The organism is Burkholderia sp. EMB26, from assembly GCF_024730645.1.
In the GTDB taxonomy this organism is placed as follows: domain Bacteria; phylum Pseudomonadota; class Gammaproteobacteria; order Burkholderiales; family Burkholderiaceae; genus Burkholderia; species Burkholderia cenocepacia.
In genome coordinates this window covers 2,667,352-2,686,867 of sequence record NZ_CP078071.1, presented here as the reverse complement: position 1 = coordinate 2,686,867, position 19,516 = coordinate 2,667,352, and the positions used below count along the sequence as shown (strand labels likewise).

Below are 19,516 nucleotides of genomic sequence, written 5' to 3'. Positions count from 1 at the left end.
CGCATGATTGCCGTGCTGGCAGTTTCGGCTGGTTACGGAGGCCCGGTCAGGCAAGCGTCGGCGCCTTTCGCTGCGCTGCAAAATCGGCGCTTTTTCCCGCATCGGGAAGCCGCCTGCAGGACCGCGACGGTCGCCGGTTGGCCGGCGACGATGCGGCTGCTCGACATCACCCGGGATAAACTGTCAGCCCGATACCGAACCGAGAGAAGCCACATGTTGATCCGCGTTGCGACCCTGGCCGACGCCGTCCCGCTTGCCGAACTGAAACGCGATACGTTTCGCGAAACCTTTCTGCAGGACGGCTTCGGCATCGACTATCCGCCGAACGATCTGGCCGAGTACGAGGCCCGCGCCTACTCGGTTGCCGCGATCACCGAACAGCTCGGCGACCCGCAGTGCCGGACGTGGGTCGCGGAAGGCGACGACGGCACGCTGGTCGGGTATGCGCACGCGGGGCCGTGCAAGCTTCCGCACCCGGAAGTGGCGGACGGTTCAGGCGAGATCCATCAGATCTATCTGCGCCGCGGCACGCAGGGAACCGGCGCCGGACGGGCGTTGTTCGACGCCGCGCTCGAGTATCTCGCCGCGACGCGCCCCGGCCCGGTATGGCTGGGCGTGTGGTCCGGCAATGCGAAGGCCATCGCGTTCTACGAGAAGGCCGGCTTCAAGCGGGTCGGCACGTACGATTTCAAGGTCGGCGAATCGACCGATCTGGAGTTCATCTACCGTCGCTGAGCATCGCTTTCCGTCGGCATCGCATCAGCACGGCGCAAACGAATACAGTTGATCGACGGCGACGTAAACGACGGTTTTCCCTCGTTTCGAGTCAAACGACAGAATTCGAGGGTTCCCGGTAGAATTCGCCATTCCGGGGTTATCGATCAATGGCTTCGTGATGCATCGCATTGGATTTTTCGTTTGCCGTGGCTACGACGCGCTCGATCTTGGCGGCCCGCTGTCGGCCTTCAATCAGGTGGCCACGGCCGCCGGCCATACGCCCTACGCGCTTCACGTCATCTCGCCAACCGGCGGCCCGATTCCCGGCAATACCGGCCTTTCGATCGACACGAAGCCGATCGGAAGACGCGCGTTCGACACCGTCGTGTTCGTCGGCGGCGATATCGCGCCGATGCAGACCTCGGACAATATCGCCGCGGCCAAAAAACTGGCCGCCAAGGCGTCGCGGGTGGCAAGCGTGTGCACGGGCGCGTTCCTGCTTGCCGAAACCGGCTCGCTGGACGGTTTGAGAGCCGCGACGCACTGGCGATACGCGGCGCAATTGCAGTCGCGTTTCCCTCGCACGCGGGTCGACGGCGACAGCATCTATGTCGTCGATGGCCGCGTCTGGACGTCGGCGGGTATTGCCTCCGGCATCGACCTGGCGCTCGGCATGATCGAACGGGACATGAGCGCGGAGATCGCGCGCGAGGTCTCGCGGCTGCTGGTCGTTCCGTATCGGCGGCCCGGCGGGCAGTCGCAATTCTCCGCGATGTCGCAGATGGAGCCGGAATCGGATCGCATCCGCATTGCGCTGAATTTCGCCCGCGAACATCTGGCCGAAGCGTTGCCGGTCGAACGGCTCGCCGATGCCGCCAGCCTGAGCGTGCGACAGTTCGGCCGCGCGTTTCGCCGGGAAACCGGTGAAACGCCGGCGCGGGCCGTCGAGCGTTTGCGCGTCGAAGCCGCAAGGCTGCGCCTGCAGGGCGGCAGCGAACCGATCGAACAGATTGCGCTGGCGGTGGGATTCACCGATCCCGAACGGATGCGCCGAGCGTTCATCAAGCTGCACGGGCATCCGCCGCAAGCGATTCGACGCGAGAGCAGAACGAACGCAGCGCGCTGATCGAGCGCTGCCGATCAGCGCGCTGCGTGGCCCGCTTCCCGCTAACCGGCGATGGGCGCGTGGGCACGTCGCGCGTCCTTTCGCCGGACGTCGACGATCGTCAATCCTTGACCGGCGGGTAAGCGTTCCACATGTCGCGATGCAGCTTCCACACGCCGCCCTGCTTCAGAAAGACGAGCGTCTGCTTGGCGCGGATCTTCAGCTTTCCATCACCGTCGCGAACCTCCGCATCCGACACCTCCGTCACGACCCGCTCATTGCCGTAGAACTCGTAATGGCTGAACGATACGGTGCCGGGTTTCGATCCGGCATACCCGTTGGTGAAGTACTCGGTGATCGCGCGGCGGCCCGTGACTTTATCGCCTCCCGGCGGCAAGAGCGCGCCGTCGTCGGTATAGAGGCGGCCGATCGCGTCGTAATCCCCTCGCGCAAAGGCATCCGCCCATCGCGCGTTTTCGGCCTTGATGGCCGCTTCGGGCGGGCGTTGCGAACCTGCGGCGAGCGCCGGCGTCGCGAGTGCGAAAAAGGACACGCAGGCTGCAAGCGCAGCCGTACACGGATGGATCTGTCGCATCGAGTGATTTCCGAATAGGGTTTGAATTGAAGAGGCAGGCAACCCTGCACGGGTCGCCGGCAAACGTGTCAGCGAACGCCGGGGATGCGTGCGAGGCCCTTCGATGCGCCCGGCAGCTTCTTGTCGACCATCGCGACGAGTTCGGGCCGTGCATCGCTCGGATGACCGGAGTGGAACGGCGGAGCGGGATCGTATTCGATCACGAGTTGCGTGTATTCGGCGGCCGGCTGGCCGCGCAGCTTCGCCGCCACGCGCAGCGCGAAATCGATGCCCGCCGTCACGCCGCCACCGCTCATGAAGCGGCCGTTGTCGTCTTCGACGAAGCGGTCGGGAACGGGAATCGCGCCGTATTCGGCCAGCTTGTTGACGAACGCCCAATGGCACGCGCTGCGCTTGCCCTCGAGCACGCCCGTCGCGGCGAGCACGAGCGAGCCGTTGCACACCGACGTCACGTGTTTCGCCCTTTCCGCCAGACGCCGGATCTGCGCCTGATACGCCGGCCGCATCGGCGCCGACAAATCGGACCCGCCAGGCACGAGGATCACGTCGGTCTTGTCGATATCCGCCAATCGCTCGGTCTTCCCGTACACGACGCCGAATTCGAGCGTCACGTTGCCGCCATCGAGGCTCGCGTAGCGAACGTTCGTATTCGGCAGCCGGTGAAAGATTTCGCTGGGGCCCGCGAAGTCGAGCAGCGTGCCGCCGTCGTAATTGACGATCAGGATGTCGAGCGGCTCGTTCGGCGCAAGCAGCCCTGCGCTGCCTGTCGGTGTCGGCGCAGGCGCGGCGTGCCCGAGCAACGCGCTGCCGCCCAGCACGGCGCCGAGGGTGGCGGCGCTGCCGAACTTCAGGACATCGCGGCGGGAACGGCCTGCCCGTGTGAGTGGCCCGGTGGGCGCATGGTTGTCGCTACTGTCGGTCAAGATGATTGCTCCTTGCACTTCGGCCCATGGGCGAGCGCAACCCCGCCGGGCCGGATGAAATAACCGCCACGGCGAACCGCGCGGCGGACGTGAAATCGGGAGGGGAACGCGCCGGGACGACCTACCGGGCTCGGGAAACGTGACGCACGGGCTTAAAGCTGCGACGCGCCGCCATCGACGACCAGCTCGGTGCCGACGACGAACGACGATTCGTCGCTGGCGAGATAGAGCGCGGCGCAGGCGATGTCGTCCGCCGTGCCCATGCGACCCACCGGAATCGCTTCGGCGAATTCGGCCTTGCGGGCGCGCACCCATTCGGCGGGCTTGCCCCATTTCGAGAGCAGCGGTGTGTCGATCGCGCCGGGCGCGATCGCGTTGAAGCGGATCTTCCGGTCGAGAAATTCGTACGACCAGCTGCGAGCCAGCGATCGCACGGCGGCCTTCGCTGCGGCGGTCAACGAGATGCCATGCTTGCCGGTCTGCGCGACGAAGGAGGTATTGAGGATCACCGACGAACCTTCGCGCAAGTACGGCAGCGCCGCCTGAAGCGTGAACACCACGCCCTTGACGTTGACGTCCATGATGTCGTTGTAGAGCGTGTCGTCGATGTCGTCGACGGCAGACGGGAACGCCCAGCCCGCGTTGCCGAAAACGACATCGAGGCCGCCGAACGTGTCGTTGACCTCGGCTGCAATCGCGCGCATGTCGTCGAGCGACCGTACGTCGCCCTTGAGCACGATCGCATGCTCGCCAAGCTCTGCCTTCACCCGCTCGAATACGGCCTCGTCGCGCCCCGTCACCGCGACGCGCGCGCCTTCTGAAATGAACAGCTTCGCGGTGGCCAGACCAATGCCGCTGGTGCCGCCCGTGATCAATGCCGATTTGCTCTTGAGTCGCATCTTCCGTTCCTTTTCATGTCGTGATTGATCAGGCCGGATATGCGACGCGTCATTGCGTTTGTGTGCGGACTCCGGCTTGCTCGTTCATGTGAAGTATGGAACGGGACGTATATGGCTCAAAGGTCGTATAACCCTCGAAAAACGCCATTCGATCCGAACGTATCGCGCGCTCGCGGCGCCACACGCGCAAGCCCGCAAGAAAAACGAAAGCGCGCGAGTCCGCCGGACCCTGCGCGCCTTGATCGGACGTGCATGGCTTGCGCAAGCAAGCCGATGAAACGGCAACGCGCGACGCTCGCTAGACGGTTTTCCCCGATAGCCCGTGCATCGGCCGCCGCAACGCGGCGTCGAACGGATTGGTGCGCGGGCCGATCGCGTCGGCCTGGCGTCGCAGCAGTTCGACGACCATCGGCATCCGGTCGTCGCCGAGCCGCGACGCGAGCGTGCCGACGCTCAGCGCGCCGACCGGATAACCGGTGCGGTCGAGGATCGGCACCGCGACGCCGGCCATCCCGTCGAGCACGCCGCTATTGCGGCCCGCGTAGCCGAGTTGCCGCACGCGTTCGATCTCGGTGCGCAGATACACCTCGTCGAGCACGCCGTAGCCGCGAATGCGCGGCACGTTGAAGCGGATCACCTCCTCGCGTTCGGCTTCGGGCAGGAACGCGAGGATCGCGAGGCTGCCCTGTCCCACACCGAGCGCGATGCGCCCGCCGATGTCGCCGGTAAACGAGCGGATCGGAAACGGCCCTTCGCACAGGTCGAGACACACGGCGTCGAAGCCGCTCTTCACGAGCAGGAAGATCGTCTCGCCGAGGCTCGCGCACAGCCGCAGCAACGCCGGACGGCACAGCGTGCGCATGCTGCTCGGGTTGCCGGCCTGCGCGGCGAGCGCGAAGAAGTCGACGCTCAGCCGGTACAGCTTCGACTGCTCGTCCTGTTCGACCATCCCTTCGGCGATCAGCGATTGCAGGATCCGGTGCGCGGTGCCCTGCGTGAGGCCGACGGCCTTCGCAAGATGCGTGACGCGCACGCCGTCCTGCTGCATGCCGGCCAGCGCGCGCAGGATCGCGAACGCACGCTGCAGCATGCCGGTACCGGGCGCGCCGGCCGACTCGACCGCATCTGCCGCGTCGACGACGCCCTCGTCCGGGCGCGGCGTGCGCGCGGCCGGCGACGTTCCGGGCGAATGGGGTTCCTGCATGCCGGCTCTCCTCGACGATTTCATTGAACGGAATAGGGTAGCCGCCATTGTCGTCCGGTCGAAATTCCGCTGACATCCGGGTGTGCACGGGATTGACGCGTGCGTTTCGCGGCTCGGGCGCCCTTCATCCATCGGAACGATTCACCTGCGATCGGCCTGTTCGTTCCGTTCAACGGAATTTTTTCGAAATTCATCCCGTTCAGCAGAATTCGAAATTGACGCGCCGAAATATGGCTGGCTAGAGTCCGCGTCATCGGCGCACCGGCCACGCGGTGTGCGAACCGGAGCTCTCCATGTCGTTTCTCACGCTTACGGATCTGACGAAAACCTTCGGCGCGCTCACCGCCGTCGCGGACGTCAACCTGTCGGTCGAACAGGGCGAATTCGTGTCGCTGCTCGGGCCGTCCGGTTGCGGCAAGACCACCACGCTGCAGATGATCGCCGGCTTCGTCGACGTCACGCGCGGCCGCATCGCGCTCGACGGGCAGGACATCACGCACCTGAAGCCGAACCGCCGCGGGCTCGGCATCGTGTTCCAGAGCTATGCGCTGTTTCCGCACATGAGCGTCGCGGAGAACGTCGGCTTCGGCCTCGACATGCGCGGCGTCGACAAGGCCGAGCGCGCGGAGCGCATCCGCGCGGCGCTGGCGCTCGTACGGCTCGACGCGCTCGCGCACCGCTTTCCGCGCGAATTGTCGGGCGGCCAGCGGCAGCGCGTGGCGATCGCGCGCGCGGTCGTGATCGAGCCGCCCGTGCTGCTGCTCGACGAACCGATGTCGAACCTCGACGCGAAGCTGCGCGAGGAGATGCAGTTCGAGCTGCGCGCGATCCAGCGCAAGATCGGCACGACGACGATCATGGTCACGCACGATCAGTCCGAAGCGCTGTCGATCAGCGACCGCGTGGTCGTGATGGAAGCCGGCCGCATCACGCAGACCGATACGCCGTACCGCGCGTACGAGCGCCCGGAAAACCGCTTCGTGTCGCAGTTCATCGGCAAGGCGAACCTGTTGCCCGGCACGATCGTCGCGCACGACGGCGACGCGATCCGCATCGACCTCGGGCACGATCTCGCCGAGACGGGCCGCACCGCGCACCTGCCGCCGCGCGAGCGCGACATGCGCGTCGGCGACGCGGTGTCGGTCTGCATCCGTCCGGAGAAGCTGCGGCTGTGCGCGCCCGACGCCGGCCGCTTCGCCGCGACCGTCACGAGCCGGTTCTTCCTCGGCAGCCAGTGGCTGTACCGCGTCGACAGCGCGCTCGGCGAAGTGCTCGTGTGCTGCCAGAACGAAGGCGCGGAGCCGCTCGCGGAAGGCGCGCCGGTCGGCATCGACTGGCACAGCGACGCGGTGCGCGTGATGCGCCGGGAGGCCTGAATGCGACCGCCTTCCCGCCCGCTCTCGACCGACGTCGCACCGGCCGGGCTCGCGCGATCGGGTGCGCATGACGCGGTGCCGACACGCACCGCCGCGCACGCGACGCAGCCGGCCCGCACGACACGCGCGAGCTGGCGCGCCCATGCGCCGCTGTGGCTGATGTGCGCGCCCGCATTCGCACTCTTCGCCGCGCTCGTGCTCGTGCCGCTCGCGATGACCTTCGTGTTGACGTTCTACCGCTTCGACCCGGCCACCGGCCCGATCGCCGCGTTCCAGTTCGGCAACTACGCGGAAGTGCTCGGCGCGTCGTATTTCCACACGATCTTCGCGCGCACGTTCGGGATCGCCGCGCTGACCACCGCGATCTGCGTCGCGATCGGCACGCCGGAAGCGTACGTGCTGTCGAAAATGCGCGACCCGTGGCGCTCGCTGTTCCTGCTCGCGATCCTCGCGCCGCTGCTGGTGTCGGTGGTCGTGCGCGCGTTCGGCTGGAGCATGCTGCTGAACACCGGCGGGCTCGTGAACCAGGCGCTCGGGCTCGTGGGTCTCGGGCCGTACAAGCTCGAATACACGACCTTCGCGATCGTGATCGCACTGGTGCACGTGATGCTGCCGTTCATGGTGATTCCCGTGTGGACCGCGCTGCAGCGGCTCGATCCGCAGACCGAACACGCGGCGCTGTCGCTCGGCGCGTCGCCGTTCACGACGCTGCGCCGCATCGTCGTGCCGCAACTGATGCCGGGCGTGCTGTCGGGCAGCCTGATGGTGTTCGGGCTGTCGGCGAGCGCGTTCGCGATTCCGGGCCTGCTCGGCGGACGACGGCTGAAGGTCGCGGCCACGGCCGTCTACGACGAGTTCCTCGGCTCGCTGAACTGGCCGCTCGGCGCGACGATCGCGGTGCTGCTGCTCGCCGCGAACCTCGTCGTGATGCTCACTTACTACCGCGTGCTCGAACGCCGCTACGCGCGCAGCCTCGGAGGCGCATCGCGATGAGAAAGAACGGTCCCTTCGCCCTCGCCTTCCACACGCTCGTGATCCTGTTCGTGCTCGCGCCGCTCGTGATCGTCGTGCTCGTCGCGTTCACGCCCGACGAAACGCTGACGCTGCCGACCCGCGGCGTGTCGCTGCGCTGGTTCCGCGCGATCCTCGACTATCCGGACTTCGTGACCGCGTTCTTCAACAGCGTGAAGCTCGCGTTCGCGTCGGCCACGCTGTCGCTCGCGATCGGGCTGCCGGCCGGCCTCGCGATCGGCCGCGCGACGTTTCCGGGCCGCGCGTTCCTGAACGGGCTGCTGCTGTCGCCGCTCGTGATTCCCGGCCTCGTGCTCGGCATCGCGCTGCTGCGCTTCTTCGCGCTGATCGGCGCGACCGGCTCGTTCGCGTGGCTCGTGCTCGCGCACATGATCGTCATCACGCCGTTCGTGATGCGCCTCGTGCTCGCGTCGGTCGCCGGCCTCGACCGCAGCATCGAGCAGGCCGCGTGCTCGCTCGGCGCGGACCCGTGGACGATCTTCCGCCGCATCACGCTGCCGATGATCGTGCCCGGCATCACGGGCGGCTGGCTGCTCGCGTTCATCAACAGCTTCGACGAGCTGACGATGTCGATCTTCGTCACGTCGCCGCAGACGGTCACGCTGCCCGTGCGCATGTACATGTACGCGACCGAATCGATCGACCCGATGATGGCGTCGGTGTCGGCGCTCGTCATCTTCATCACCGCCGGCGCGATGCTGCTGCTCGATCGCGTGTACGGCCTGAACCGCATCCTGATCGGCCAACATTGATGACGACTCCCGTTTCCCGTTCCACTCACGTCGCGGACGACGGCGCGCAGTTCGTGCGCGTCGCCGAACGCGAACGCGCCCCCGTCGCGTTCGTGCTCGACGGCCGGCCCGCGCAGGCGCTCGCCGGCGACACCGTGCTCACCGCGATCCTGGTCGCGCAGCGTCGCGTGCGCGTCAGCGAATTCAGCGGCCAGCCGCGCGCGGGTTTCTGCCTGATCGGCGCCTGCCAGGACTGCTGGGTGCGCACGGAAGCCGGCGCACGCGTGCGCGCATGCTCGACGCCGATCGCCGACGGCATGCGGATTCTTACGGCCGCCCGGCCGGCCGCGACCGGAGACGCATCGTGAGCGCCGTACTGCAACCGGTGATCGTCGGCGCGGGGCCGGCCGGCGTGCGCGCGGCCGAGGCGCTGGTCGACGCGGGGCTGCACCCGGTCGTGATCGACGAAAACGCCCGCTGGGGCGGGCAGATCTACCGCCAACCGCCGGCCGACGCCGCCTTCGTGCGGGGCAAGCGCACGCTGTACGGTTTCGAGGCGGCGAAGGCCGACGCCGTGCACCAGACGATGGCCGCGCTGCTGCCGCAGGTCGACTACCGGCCGAACACGCTCGCGTGGTCATGCGGCGCGGGCCGCGTCGACACGCTGCAGGACGGCCGCGAAGTGACGGTGCCGTACTCGCACCTGATCGTCGCGAGCGGCGCGACCGACCGCATGCTGCCCGTGCCGGGCTGGACGCTCGCGGGCGTCTATACGCTCGGCGGCGCCCAGGTCGCGCTGAAGGCGCAGGGCTGCGCGATCGGCCGGCGCATCGTGCTCGCGGGCACGGGGCCGCTGCTTTACCTCGTCGCCTACCAGTATGCGAAGGCCGGCGCGAACGTCGCGGCCGTGCTCGACACGAGCCCCCTGCGCCGCCAGGCCGCTGCCGCGCCCGCGTTGCTGCGCATGCCATCGATCTTCGCGAAGGGGCTCTATTACCACGGCTGGCTGCGCGCGCATGGCGTCGCGATCGAAACGGGCGTCACGCTCGAGCGCGTGCTCGGCGATCAACATGTGACGGGGCTCGCATGGCGCGCCGCCGGCGACGCGGCGCAGCCCGCGCCGCCGCGCGTGCTCGATTGCGATGCGCTCGGCCTCGGCTTCGGCCTGCGTTCCGAAACGCAGCTTGCCGATCTCGCCGGCTGCCGGTTCGGTTTCGACCCGCTCAACCGCGCGTGGCTGCCCGAACGCGACGCGGCCGGGCGCACGTCGGTGCGCGGCCTCTACGTCGCCGGCGACGGCGCGGGCATCGCGGGCGCCGTCGCGGCCGAAGCGTCGGGCCGGCGTGCGGCGCTCGCGCTGCTCGACGATGCCGGCATCGCATCGCGCTCGCCGTCCGGCCAACCCGACGCGGCGGCGCTCGAACGCACGCTCGCGCGCATCGGCGCATTCCGCGCGGGCCTCGAAGCCGCGTTCGCGCCGCCGGCCGAACAGGCTGCCCGCTGCCCCGACGACACGATCGTGTGCCGCTGCGAAGAGATCGACGCGGGCACGCTGCGCCGCTGCGTGCGCGAAGGCGCGGCGACCGAATTGAACCGGCTGAAGGCGCTGACCCGCGTCGGCATGGGCCGCTGCCAGGGCCGCATGTGCGGCGACGCGGCCGCGCTCGTGCTGGCCGCCGAAACCGGCCGGCCGCTCGCCGACGTCGGCCGGTTGCGTGCGCAACCACCGGTGAAGCCGTTCCCGATCTCGGCCGCGCTCGCGGGCGACGACGTCGCGGCGATTCCCGACGAGGCGCGCGATGAGTGAGATCCGGCATTACGACGTCGCGATCGTCGGCGGCGGCCTCGTCGGCGCGTCGGCCGCGCTTGCGCTCACGCGACGCGGGCTGCGCGTCGGGCTGTTCGAACGGCGCGACTGCGGCGCGCAGGCGAGCGGCGTGAACTACGGCGGCGTACGCTGCCAGGGCCGTCCGGTCGAGCAATTGCCGCTCGCACTGCGGGCGCGGCGCATCTGGGATCGCCTGCCCGAGCTGATCCGCATCGATGGCGAATTCGTCGTGTCCGGCCACTTGCGACTCGCACGCAGCGACGCCGATCTCGATGCGCTCGACGCGTACGCCGTGCTCGCCGGCGAACACGGCTTGCCGCTGCAGGTGATGCGCGGCGAGGCGTTTCGCCGCCGCTACCCGTGGCTCGGCCGCGCGGCACTCGGCGGCTCGCTGTGCGAGACCGACGGCCATGCGAACCCGCGCATCGTGTCGCCCGCGTTCGCGCGCGCGGCCCGCGCGGCGGGCGCGGACGTGTTCGAGCACACGCCCGTCGACGCGGTCCATCACGATGGCACGCGTTTTCACTTGCAGGCGGGCGGCCGCGCGCACACCGCGACGTGGCTGATCAATTCGGCGGGCGCATGGGCGAACACGATCGCCGAACGCTTCGGCGAGGCCGTACCGATGGAGCCGATCTACCCGAACATGTGGGTGACCGAGCCGCTGCCGCCGTTCATCGCGCACAACCTCGGCGTGTATGGCGGCGGCGTGTACGCGCGGCAGGTCGCGCGCGGCAACTGCGTGATCGGCGGCGGCCGGGGCCGCGGCGACGGCGAGTTCGGCCAGTCGTCGGTCGATACGACGCGCGCGGTGATGCGCGATGCGTGCGCGCTGTTGCCCGCGCTGCGCGACGCACTGCTGATCCGCACGTGGAGCGGCGTCGAGGGCTGCACACCCGACCACAACCCGATCATCGGCGCGAGCCGCACCACACCGAATCTGCTGCATGCGTTCGGCTTTTCCGGCGGCGGCTTCCTGCTCGCGCCGGGCGTCGGCGACGTGCTCTCCGATCTCATCACCACCGGCGAAACCGCGACGCCACTCGATGCATTCTCGATCGGCCGCTTCTTCCCGCAAGCCGTGCCGACCGCCCCTTTCCGTCAAGAGGAAACCCAAAGATGAAACTGCTCGGAACGATCGCGGCGGCCGCCGCCCTCTGCATCGCAGGCGCCGGCGCGCCCGCGTTCGCGCAAACGAAGACGATCTACGTCGGCATGAACGGCGGGCCGATGGAGAAGGCCTATACGAGCCAGGTGCTGCCCGACTTCGAGAAGACGAACAACGTGAAGGTGGTGATCGTGCCCGGCACGTCGTCGGACGTGCTCGCGAAGCTGCTCGCGAACCGCAACAAGCCGCAGATCCACGTCGCGTTCCTCGACGACGGCGTGATGGCGCGCGCGGTAAGCCTCGGCGTGTGCCAGAAACTCGACGATTCGCCGGTACTGAAGGAGCTGTACCCGTTCGCGCGGATGAAGGACGACGTCGGCGCGGGCGTGCAGCTCGGGATGACCGGCATCGCGTACAACAAGAAGCTGTTCGCCGAGAAAGGCTGGGCGCCGCCGACCTCGTGGATGGATTTCGCCGATCCGAAATACAAGGGCAAGGTCGTGTTCCAGTCGGCGTCGAGCAGCACGTTCGGGCTGCACGGCTTCCTCGCGATCAACCGGCTGCTCGGCGGCAACGAGCAGAACGTCGAGCCCGGCTTCGGCAAGTGGGCGAGCACGGTCGGGCCGAACGTCGTCGAGTACATCCCGAACTCGGCGAAGATCTCCGAAATGGTGCAGACCGGCGAGGCCGGCCTGTTCCCGCTCACGCCGACCGGCGTCGGCGACCTTCAGGACAAGGGCATCCCCGTCGCGTATGCGAACCCGAAGGAAGGCCCGGTGCTGCTGCTCGTCGACCTGTGCGTGGTCGCGAACAATCCCGCTCCGCAACTCGCGCAGAAGCTCGCGCAGTTCCTGCTGTCCGCGCCCGCGCAGACGAAGGCGGCCGAGGCCGGCAAGCAGATTCCGACCAACCGCCTCGCGAAGATGCCGGCCCCGATGCAGCAGAGCCTCGGCAACGTCGACGACCTGGTGCGCAAGGTGACGGTGGTCGACTGGACCGCGATCAATGCGCGCCGCGCGCAGTGGGATACGCGGTGGAACCGGCAGATCGAGCGGTGACGGGCCCGGCGCGCGCTGGCACGGCCACGCGCGCCCCGACCATCATTTGCGGGAGTGATGACACTCCCCTTTTTCTGCGGATTTGACCGGGAAGCGGCGGGCCGACAACACTAGCCCGCAGTGCCGCATGCATCGCGAAGACGGCACGCGCCTGCCTCCCCCTTCAGAGTCCGCCATGTACCCGACCGACACCGTGCAATCCCCGGGCGCCGCTGCCGCGCCGCTCGCCGACCGGCAACTGCGCCGGATCGTCATCGCCTCCGTCGCCGGCAACGCGATGGAGTGGTACGACTTCTTCGTGTACGGCACGGCCGCGGCGCTGGTGTTCGGTCACGTGTTTTTCCCCCCCGGCGCCTCCCCGCTCGCGGGCAGCCTCGCCGCGTTCGCGGCGTTCGCGCTCGGCTTCGTCGCGCGGCCGCTCGGCGGGATCGTGTTCGGCCACGTCGGCGATCGCTACGGGCGCAAGGCGTCGCTCGTCTGGACGCTGCTGATCATGGGCGCATCGACCTTCGCGATCGGCCTGCTGCCGACCTATGCGCAGATCGGCCTGTGGGCGCCGGCCGCGCTCGTCGTGCTGCGCCTGCTGCAGGGCATCGCGTCCGGCGGCGAATGGGGCGGCGGCGTGCTGATGATCAGCGAAAACGCGCCGCCCGGGCAGCGCGGCTATTACGCGGCGTGGAGCCAGCTCGGCGTGGGCGGCGGCTTCGTGCTGTCGTCGATCGCGTTCCTCGCCGCACAGGCGCTGCCGGACGACCTGTTCCGCGCGTGGGGCTGGCGGCTGCCGTTCCTCGCGAGCATCGTCATTTTCGCGATCGGCATCTATATCCGCCGCCATCTGCCGGAAAGTCGCGACTTCGAACAGGCCGGCAAACGCGGCGCGCACACGCACTTGCCGATCGTCGAGTGCATCCGCCGCCATCCGAAGGAAATCCTGCTCGCGATGGGGCTGCGCGTGGCCGAGAACGGCGGCGCGTACATCTTCCTCGCGTTCTCGCTCGTCTACGGAAAATACCTCGGGATTCCGAATGGCACGATGCTGACCGGCGTGATGATCGCGATGATCGTCGAAATGGGCGCGATGCTCGCCTGGGGCCGGTTGTCCGACCGGATCGGCCGCAAGCCCGTGTACCTGATCGGCGCGCTGAGCCTCGTCGCGTGCGCGTTTCCGTTCTTCTGGCTGCTCGACACGCGCGTGACGCCGCTCGTGTGGCTCGCGCTGACGGTCGGCACGGCGGTGAGCCACGGCGCGATGATCGGCACGCTGCCCGCGCTCGTCGGCGAGCTGTTCAGCACCGAAGTGCGCTACTCGGGCGTCGCGCTCGGTCACGAAGTGGCGTCGATCTTCGCGGGCGGGATGTCGCCGCTGATCGCGACCGCGCTGCTCGCGCGCTATCACGCGTCGTGGCCGGTGTCGCTGTTCCTCATTGCGCTCGGCCTCGTGACCGTCGCGACGCTGTGCGTGATGCGCGAGACGCGCACCACGCCCGCCGCCGGTTCGCGCGGCGACCCGGCATGATCGCGCGCCGCTCAGCGCCCGGCGTCGCGCCGCGCGCGGTCGAACGCCGGCGCCAGCCCGAGATGGTCGAGCAGCCGCGCGAATTCGCCGAGCCGCTGCCGCATGTACGCGGGCACGTCGACCGCCGCATAGTCGTGAAAGCCGGCGCCCGTGCGCACGCCGTCGCGGCCGGCTTCCATGTTGCGCACGACGCTCGCGGCCGGCGCGAAGCGCGGGCCGATTTCGCCGGCCAGATACGTCGACGCGTAGTACAGGATGTCGCAACCGCCCCAGTCGATGAATTCGAGCAGCCCGAGCACCGCGAAACGCGGGCCGAAGCCGGTGCGGATCGCGGTGTCGATGTCCTCGGCGCTGGCCACGCCTTCCTCGACCATCCGCGCGGCCTCGTTCATCGCGAGCGCCTGGATGCGCGGCACGATATAGCCGGGCGCCGGCCCGCAGATCACCGGCTTCTTGCCCACGCGTTCGAGCAGCGCCGCGAGCCCGTCGACGACGGCCTGTTCAGTCGCCCCGCTGCGGCTGACCTCGACGAGCGGCATCAGCAGCGCCGGGTTCAGCCAGTGCGCGTTGAGCATCCGCGCCGGGTGCGCGACGTGGCGCTGCAATTCGGTGACGACGAACGTCGACGTGGTCGACGCGATCGTTGCGTGCGCATCGACGTGCTCGCCGAGCCAGCACAGCGCGTCGGCCTTTGCATCGAGCACTTCGGGCAGCGCCTCGAACACGATGTCGGCATCACGTACCGCGTCGGCCCCGCCGTCCCGCGCCACGAGCGCGATGCGCGCGACGACGGCATCGGCCTGCGCGGCGTCGATGCGGCCGAGCGCGACCTGCGCGTGCAGCGGCCGCACGATCTCGTCGCGCGTGCGGCCCTCGAATGCGCGCCACGCGTGCACGTCGCGCGGCTTGAAGTCGATCAGCGTCACGTCGAGGCCCGCGAACGCGAACACGAGCGCGATGCCCTGCCCCATGCGTCCCGCGCCGAGCACGTGAATGCGTGTCACATCGGCGGCCGCCTTCATGCCGAATACCCCGCGTCGAGCAGCGCGCGCAGCGCGTCCTTCGACAGCGCCGCGAGCCCGAGCCGCTCCAGCGTGCGGCCTTCCCCATACAGGTCGCGCACCGCGACCGCACTCGCGATGCTCAGCAGCCCTTGCGCGACGGGCGTCGGCACGCCGGCCCAACGCCCGCACGACACGATGAACGACAGCCCGAGCCGGGTGTCCTCGAGCATGTAGCGATGCGCGCGCAGATCGATCTTCTCGCGCCAGTCGCCGCTATCGGTCAGCTTGCCGTGCGCGCCGCGCCCGTACATCCACTCGTCGCCGTCGGTCGCGTAGTGATCGGCGAGCGGGAAATGCGGCGCGCGGTAGCCGAGCGCTTCGCGCACCGCGATGCGCTCGGCGTCGAGCGCGTTCGTCACGCGGCGGATCGACGGCTGCGTGCCTTCGTTGTGGATGTCCCACGCGTCGAAGTGTTCGAGCGGGCCGGCGTTCATCAGGATCAGCGGCGGATGGATCACCGGGCCCGCGTTCATCAGCGCGCCGGACAACGCATCCTCGACCGGCTCGACCGACGGATAGCCGGCGCGCAGCACGTCGAACGCCCAGCCCGCCGCATTCGCCGGCCACACGCCGGTCGGCAGGCGCGTCGCGTATGCGCTGATCACGACGTCGTTGTCGCCGTGCTTGCGCACCAGGTACGGCAGCGTGCCCGTTTCGGCGAACGCGACGCGCGAACGGTTGCCGGCATCGGCCGCCGCGCGGGCGAACACGGCACTGCCGAACGTGCCGGGCGGCAGGAACACGACCTGGCCATCCTCCAGCAGCGGCGCGGCCTGCGCGGCGAGCGCGTCGTGCGACGTGGCCGGCAGCGGCACCACGACGAGTTGCGCGCCGCGCAGCGCGGCGGCGAGATCGTCGGTCAGGCGGATCGCGCCCGGCGCATCGCCGAGCGGCACCGAACGCTTGCCGCGATAGTCGGCGACGTTCAGCACGCCAAGCTCGCGCAGCCGCGCATGCGGCTCGCGATCGCGCCGCCACCACGTCACGTCGTGGCCTTTTTCGAGCAGGTCGATGGCCGCCGCATGGCAACCGTGGCCGCCGCCCAGAACACATACCTTCATCGTTTTCTCCCGGTGATCGAGTATGTCCGAGACTACGCGGCCGCCCGCGCCGCGTCGCTTCAAAACGCGCAACGACGCGCCCGTTCGCGCAACGCAATCGCGGCGATGCGCAGGCCGCGGCGCTCCCGTATCCGCCACGAGGTCTAGGCATGGACATCGCCCTTTCCCGCCATGCGCCGAACCGGCTCGGCACGCTGCAGGCCCCCGACGAGGTCGAACGCGCGGTCGCGCACCGGCTCGGGCCGCACCGGATGGCCGCGTCCGGCTGCGATCCGTTTCACGCGGAGCTGTACGAGGTGCCGCTGCATCACGGCGCGCTGCTCGAACTCTGCTACGGCCGCGAGACACGCATCGATTTCGGCGACGATGCCGATCACTTCCTGTTCCGGCTGACGCTCGCGGGCGCATGCGAGCTGCAGGCCGGCAGCGTCGTCGCACGCGCCGGGCCCGGCGAGCTGACCGTGTCGTCGCCCGCGCTTGCGAGCCGCCTGCGCACGAGCCCCGATTGCCGCAACCTCGTGCTGCGGCTCGAACGCGACGCGCTCGAACGCAAGCTGCAGGACATGCTGCAGGCGACGCTCACGCGGCCGCTGCAATTCGACCTCGCGGCCGGCGGCACAGGCGCCGCGCTCGTGCTGCCGACCTTCGAGTACCTGTGCCGGCTCGGCGCGCAGCCGGGCGTCGGCACGGCCTCGCCGGTGTTCGGCGCCGACCTCACCGCGTGGCTGATGTCGCTGCTGCTCACGCACCTGCCGCACGCGTACAGCGACGCGCTGCTGCGCGGCACGCCGCCGCTGCCCGCGCACGTGCGCCGCGCGTGCGATCACGTCGATGCGCATCTCGGCGAACCGCTCGCGCTCGCCGCGCTGGCGGCCGTCGCGGGCGTCGCGCCGCGCACGCTGCAGCATGCGTTCCGCGCGTTCCTGCACACCACGCCGGCCGCGTACGTGCGCGAGCGTCGGCTCGCCGCCGTGCACGCGGCGCTGCAACGCGGCGACGCGCGCAGCGTGACCGACGTGCTGATCGCGCACGGCATCCATGGCTTCGGCCATTTCGCGAAGGCGTATGCGCGGCGTTACGGCCACCCGCCTTCCGTCACCGCGAGGCAGACCCGATGACGCTCTCCGCTCCCGGCCGCGCGACGGCCCCCGCCCGCCCTGAACCCGCGCCGCACGACGGCGACGCGCCCGACGGCCTGCGCGTGCAGGATCTCGATCTCAACCTGTTGAAGACGTTTCGCGCGGTGTACGAGGAGCGGCACGTCGGCCGCGCGGCGCTGCGGCTCGGCGTCACGCAGCCGTCCGTCAGCTACGCGCTCGGCCGGCTGCGGCTGATGTTCCGCGACGCGCTGTTCGTGCGCACCGGCACCGGCGTCGAGCCGACCCCGCGTGCGCAACGGCTCGCGATCTCGGTCGACAAGGCGCTCGCGATCCTGCAGGACGTGCTCGACGAAGGCTCGCGCTTCGCGCCCGACAGCACGCAGCGCGTGTTCCGCCTGCACATGAGCGATTTCGCGGCGAGCGCGTTCCTGCCGACGCTGCTCGCCGCGTTCGACCGGCGCGCGCCGGGCGCCGTGATCGAGACACTGCACGTCGACGAATGCCAGCTCAACGTCGCGCTCGAATCGGGGCGCATCGACTTCGCGCTCGGGCATTTTGCCGATGCGTCGAGCCACTTTCAGCGCACCGCGCTGCTGCACGAGCGCTGCGTGCTGCTGATGCCACGCCGCACCGCGCAGCGCGTCGGGCTGCCCGACGATTTCGTGCTCGACGGCACGGCGCCCGATGCGTTGCGCTTCGTCGCGGTCACGTCGCATCCGCAATCGATGCAACTGCTCGAACGGCACGAGCTGATGCCGCGCGTGCGCGCGGCGCTGCCCGATTTTCTGGTGGTGCCTGCCCTGCTGCAGGGCGGCGATTACGCGCTGATCCTGCCGGAGACGATCGCGATCACGTTCGCGGCACGCCAGCCGTGCGTGCTGTACGAGATCGCCGGCGCCGGCGAATGGGCCGTCAATGCGTACTGGCACCGCCGCTTCGACGCGGACCCCGGCCATCGCTGGCTGCGGGCGCTGCTGCTCGAACTGTTCAATATCGGCGAGCAGGCGCCGTTCGACGCATGGCTCGCGCCGCAGCCGCCCGCCTGCGCATAGCGGCGCACGCGGGGCCGCCGCAACGCTCAGAACGACGTGAGGATGCCCGCGACGAGCGAGCTGGCGGTCGCCCCCGGCTTCGCCACCGCGACGCCGCCGCCCGCCGCGCCGTTGACGACGAAGCGCGCATGCGCGCCGTTGCGCACCATCGCGGCGCCCGTGTACAGCACCGTGCGCTTCGACAGCGGATAGTCGAAGCGGATGCCGTACGAATCGGCGTTGCCGTCGCTGTCGGCCACCTTCCGGTAATGGCCGATGCTCAGCAGCAGCGACGCGCGCCCGATCGGCACCGTCGCGCTGAGTTCCATGATGTCGCTGTGCGGATACGCGCTCTGGCCGTCGATCGCGGTCGCCACATCGGGGCCGCCGCGATGGCGCAGGTACAGCGCGGCCACTTTCACGACGCTGAAGTCGTACGAAATCGCGCCGAGCGTGTAGTTGCCGTTCGCGGCCGGGCTCGTGCTGCCGAGCGTGGACGCCGCGACCGGACTGAACTTCTGCTGCATGTAGTCGACGTCGACCGACAAGCCGCCGCGCACGTAATTGATGCCGGCGCCGTACGTATCGCCGAGCGTCGCCGGCTGCCCGGCCGCGCCGTTGGCGCCGCGTGCAGCCATCGCGCGCAGCATGAAGCCCGCGTAGCGCGGCGACGTGTAGCGCATCGAGTTGCGCACGCGCAGGAACGCGGGCCCGACGAAATTGTTGGTCGCGTTGCCCCAGGCGAGCCCCGCGCCGAGCCCCGGCAGGCTGTACGTGACGAGCGTCGTATGCAGGATCGTGTAGAGCTCGCCGAACTGCACGCCGCCGAACGGCCCGGTGATGCCGACCCACGCTTCGCGGCCGAACAGCGCGCTGCTGTTCGACAACGCGCCGCTCGCCGCGTTGAAACCGTCCTCCAGCTTGAAGATCGTCGCATAACCGCCGCCGAGATCCTCGACGCCCTTCAGCCCCCACTGCGACGCCCACAGGTTGCCGCTGCCCATGCGCGTCACGTGGTTCGGCCCGGCGTTCGCGTATTCGATCGCGGTGTCGATGCGGCCGTAGAGCGTCACGCTCGATTGCGCGACGGCCGGCAGCGCGATGCATGCGAGCAGCGCGGCAAGCGGTACGGCAAGCCGGTCGGCCCGCCCGTTCGGATGGTTCATCT

General features: G+C 69.3%; 19 protein-coding genes. 12 read left to right on the top strand and 7 right to left on the bottom strand.

What is annotated here, in order from left to right; all coding sequences use genetic code 11:
- Positions 1 to 3 precede the first annotated feature (3 nt).
- Both KU887_RS28825 and KU887_RS28820 read left to right on the top strand, forming a co-directional pair.
- Entirely contained in the window at positions 4 to 735 is a 732-nt protein-coding gene (locus KU887_RS28825) for a GNAT family N-acetyltransferase (RefSeq protein WP_258256500.1), read from the top strand.
- Between the two features lie 160 nt (positions 736 to 895).
- Complete coding sequence (locus tag KU887_RS28820) at positions 896 to 1,843, top strand: GlxA family transcriptional regulator (protein WP_006485916.1); 948 nt, start codon at positions 896 to 898, stop codon at positions 1,841 to 1,843.
- A 100-nt stretch (positions 1,844 to 1,943) separates the two neighbouring features.
- Here the strand turns inward: KU887_RS28820 and KU887_RS28815 are convergent, their stop codons facing one another.
- The 4 genes from KU887_RS28815 to KU887_RS28800 all read right to left on the bottom strand — a co-directional run bounded on the left by KU887_RS28815 (position 1,944) and on the right by KU887_RS28800 (position 5,443).
- Positions 1,944 to 2,417: an SgcJ/EcaC family oxidoreductase gene (locus KU887_RS28815; protein ID WP_058902772.1), complete on the bottom strand. Its 474-nt coding sequence runs from the start codon at positions 2,415 to 2,417 to the stop codon at positions 1,944 to 1,946.
- A 68-nt stretch (positions 2,418 to 2,485) separates the two neighbouring features.
- On the bottom strand, positions 2,486 to 3,340 hold the full coding sequence (locus KU887_RS28810; RefSeq protein ID WP_006485911.1) for a DJ-1/PfpI family protein: 855 nt from the start codon (positions 3,338 to 3,340) through the stop codon (positions 2,486 to 2,488).
- A gap of 152 nt (positions 3,341 to 3,492) precedes the next feature.
- Positions 3,493 to 4,239, bottom strand: a complete 747-nt coding sequence (locus tag KU887_RS28805; RefSeq protein ID WP_006485909.1) for an SDR family oxidoreductase — start codon at positions 4,237 to 4,239, stop codon at positions 3,493 to 3,495.
- A 298-nt stretch (positions 4,240 to 4,537) separates the two neighbouring features.
- Complete coding sequence (locus KU887_RS28800; RefSeq protein ID WP_034202722.1) at positions 4,538 to 5,443, bottom strand: IclR family transcriptional regulator; 906 nt, start codon at positions 5,441 to 5,443, stop codon at positions 4,538 to 4,540.
- Positions 5,444 to 5,736: 293 nt separating this feature from the next.
- Here KU887_RS28800 and KU887_RS28795 point away from each other — a divergent pair, with 293 nt between their 5' ends.
- The 8 genes from KU887_RS28795 to KU887_RS28760 all read left to right on the top strand — a co-directional run bounded on the left by KU887_RS28795 (position 5,737) and on the right by KU887_RS28760 (position 14,092).
- Positions 5,737 to 6,819: an ABC transporter ATP-binding protein gene (locus KU887_RS28795; protein WP_006485925.1), complete on the top strand. Its 1,083-nt coding sequence runs from the start codon at positions 5,737 to 5,739 to the stop codon at positions 6,817 to 6,819.
- Complete coding sequence (locus KU887_RS28790; protein ID WP_080322836.1) at positions 6,820 to 7,812, top strand: ABC transporter permease; 993 nt, start codon at positions 6,820 to 6,822, stop codon at positions 7,810 to 7,812.
- Positions 7,809 to 8,603: an ABC transporter permease gene (locus tag KU887_RS28785; protein WP_048988333.1), complete on the top strand. Its 795-nt coding sequence runs from the start codon at positions 7,809 to 7,811 to the stop codon at positions 8,601 to 8,603. Before KU887_RS28790 ends, KU887_RS28785 begins: the two co-directional genes overlap by 4 nt.
- A complete protein-coding gene (locus tag KU887_RS28780) occupies positions 8,603 to 8,950 on the top strand; it encodes a (2Fe-2S)-binding protein (RefSeq protein ID WP_012493144.1) in 348 nt (115 codons plus the stop codon). The genes KU887_RS28785 and KU887_RS28780 overlap by 1 nt, the downstream gene beginning before the upstream one ends.
- The gene (locus tag KU887_RS28775) at positions 8,947 to 10,389 is read left to right on the top strand and encodes an NAD(P)/FAD-dependent oxidoreductase (protein WP_200061623.1); all 1,443 of its coding nucleotides are present in this window, start codon (positions 8,947 to 8,949) and stop codon (positions 10,387 to 10,389) included. Before KU887_RS28780 ends, KU887_RS28775 begins: the two co-directional genes overlap by 4 nt.
- Entirely contained in the window at positions 10,382 to 11,533 is a 1,152-nt protein-coding gene (locus tag KU887_RS28770) for an FAD-binding oxidoreductase (protein ID WP_200061624.1), read from the top strand. The genes KU887_RS28775 and KU887_RS28770 overlap by 8 nt, the downstream gene beginning before the upstream one ends.
- Positions 11,530 to 12,576 (top strand): ABC transporter substrate-binding protein, encoded by a 1,047-nt coding sequence (locus KU887_RS28765; protein WP_258256483.1) that lies wholly within the window; start codon positions 11,530 to 11,532, stop codon positions 12,574 to 12,576. Before KU887_RS28770 ends, KU887_RS28765 begins: the two co-directional genes overlap by 4 nt.
- Before the next feature lie 175 nt (positions 12,577 to 12,751).
- Positions 12,752 to 14,092, top strand: a complete 1,341-nt coding sequence (locus KU887_RS28760) for an MFS transporter (RefSeq protein WP_006483609.1) — start codon at positions 12,752 to 12,754, stop codon at positions 14,090 to 14,092.
- Between the two features lie 11 nt (positions 14,093 to 14,103).
- On the opposite strand, the gene KU887_RS28755 is transcribed toward KU887_RS28760, so the two are convergent.
- The gene (locus KU887_RS28755; protein ID WP_125332191.1) at positions 14,104 to 15,114 is read right to left on the bottom strand and encodes a 3-hydroxybutyryl-CoA dehydrogenase; all 1,011 of its coding nucleotides are present in this window, start codon (positions 15,112 to 15,114) and stop codon (positions 14,104 to 14,106) included.
- On the bottom strand, positions 15,111 to 16,217 hold the full coding sequence (locus tag KU887_RS28750) for an NAD/NADP octopine/nopaline dehydrogenase family protein (protein ID WP_006495631.1): 1,107 nt from the start codon (positions 16,215 to 16,217) through the stop codon (positions 15,111 to 15,113). The genes KU887_RS28755 and KU887_RS28750 overlap by 4 nt, the downstream gene beginning before the upstream one ends.
- A 149-nt stretch (positions 16,218 to 16,366) precedes the next feature.
- Here KU887_RS28750 and KU887_RS28745 point away from each other — a divergent pair, with 149 nt between their 5' ends.
- Positions 16,367 to 17,335, top strand: coding sequence for an AraC family transcriptional regulator (locus tag KU887_RS28745; RefSeq protein WP_258256477.1), 969 nt, complete (start codon positions 16,367 to 16,369; stop codon positions 17,333 to 17,335).
- Positions 17,332 to 18,369: a LysR family transcriptional regulator gene (locus tag KU887_RS28740; protein ID WP_060212741.1), complete on the top strand. Its 1,038-nt coding sequence runs from the start codon at positions 17,332 to 17,334 to the stop codon at positions 18,367 to 18,369. Before KU887_RS28745 ends, KU887_RS28740 begins: the two co-directional genes overlap by 4 nt.
- A gap of 26 nt (positions 18,370 to 18,395) precedes the next feature.
- Here KU887_RS28740 and KU887_RS28735 read toward each other — a convergent pair whose 3' ends face one another.
- Entirely contained in the window at positions 18,396 to 19,514 is a 1,119-nt protein-coding gene (locus KU887_RS28735) for a porin (RefSeq protein ID WP_034202736.1), read from the bottom strand.
- Positions 19,515 to 19,516: the final 2 nt, after the last annotated feature.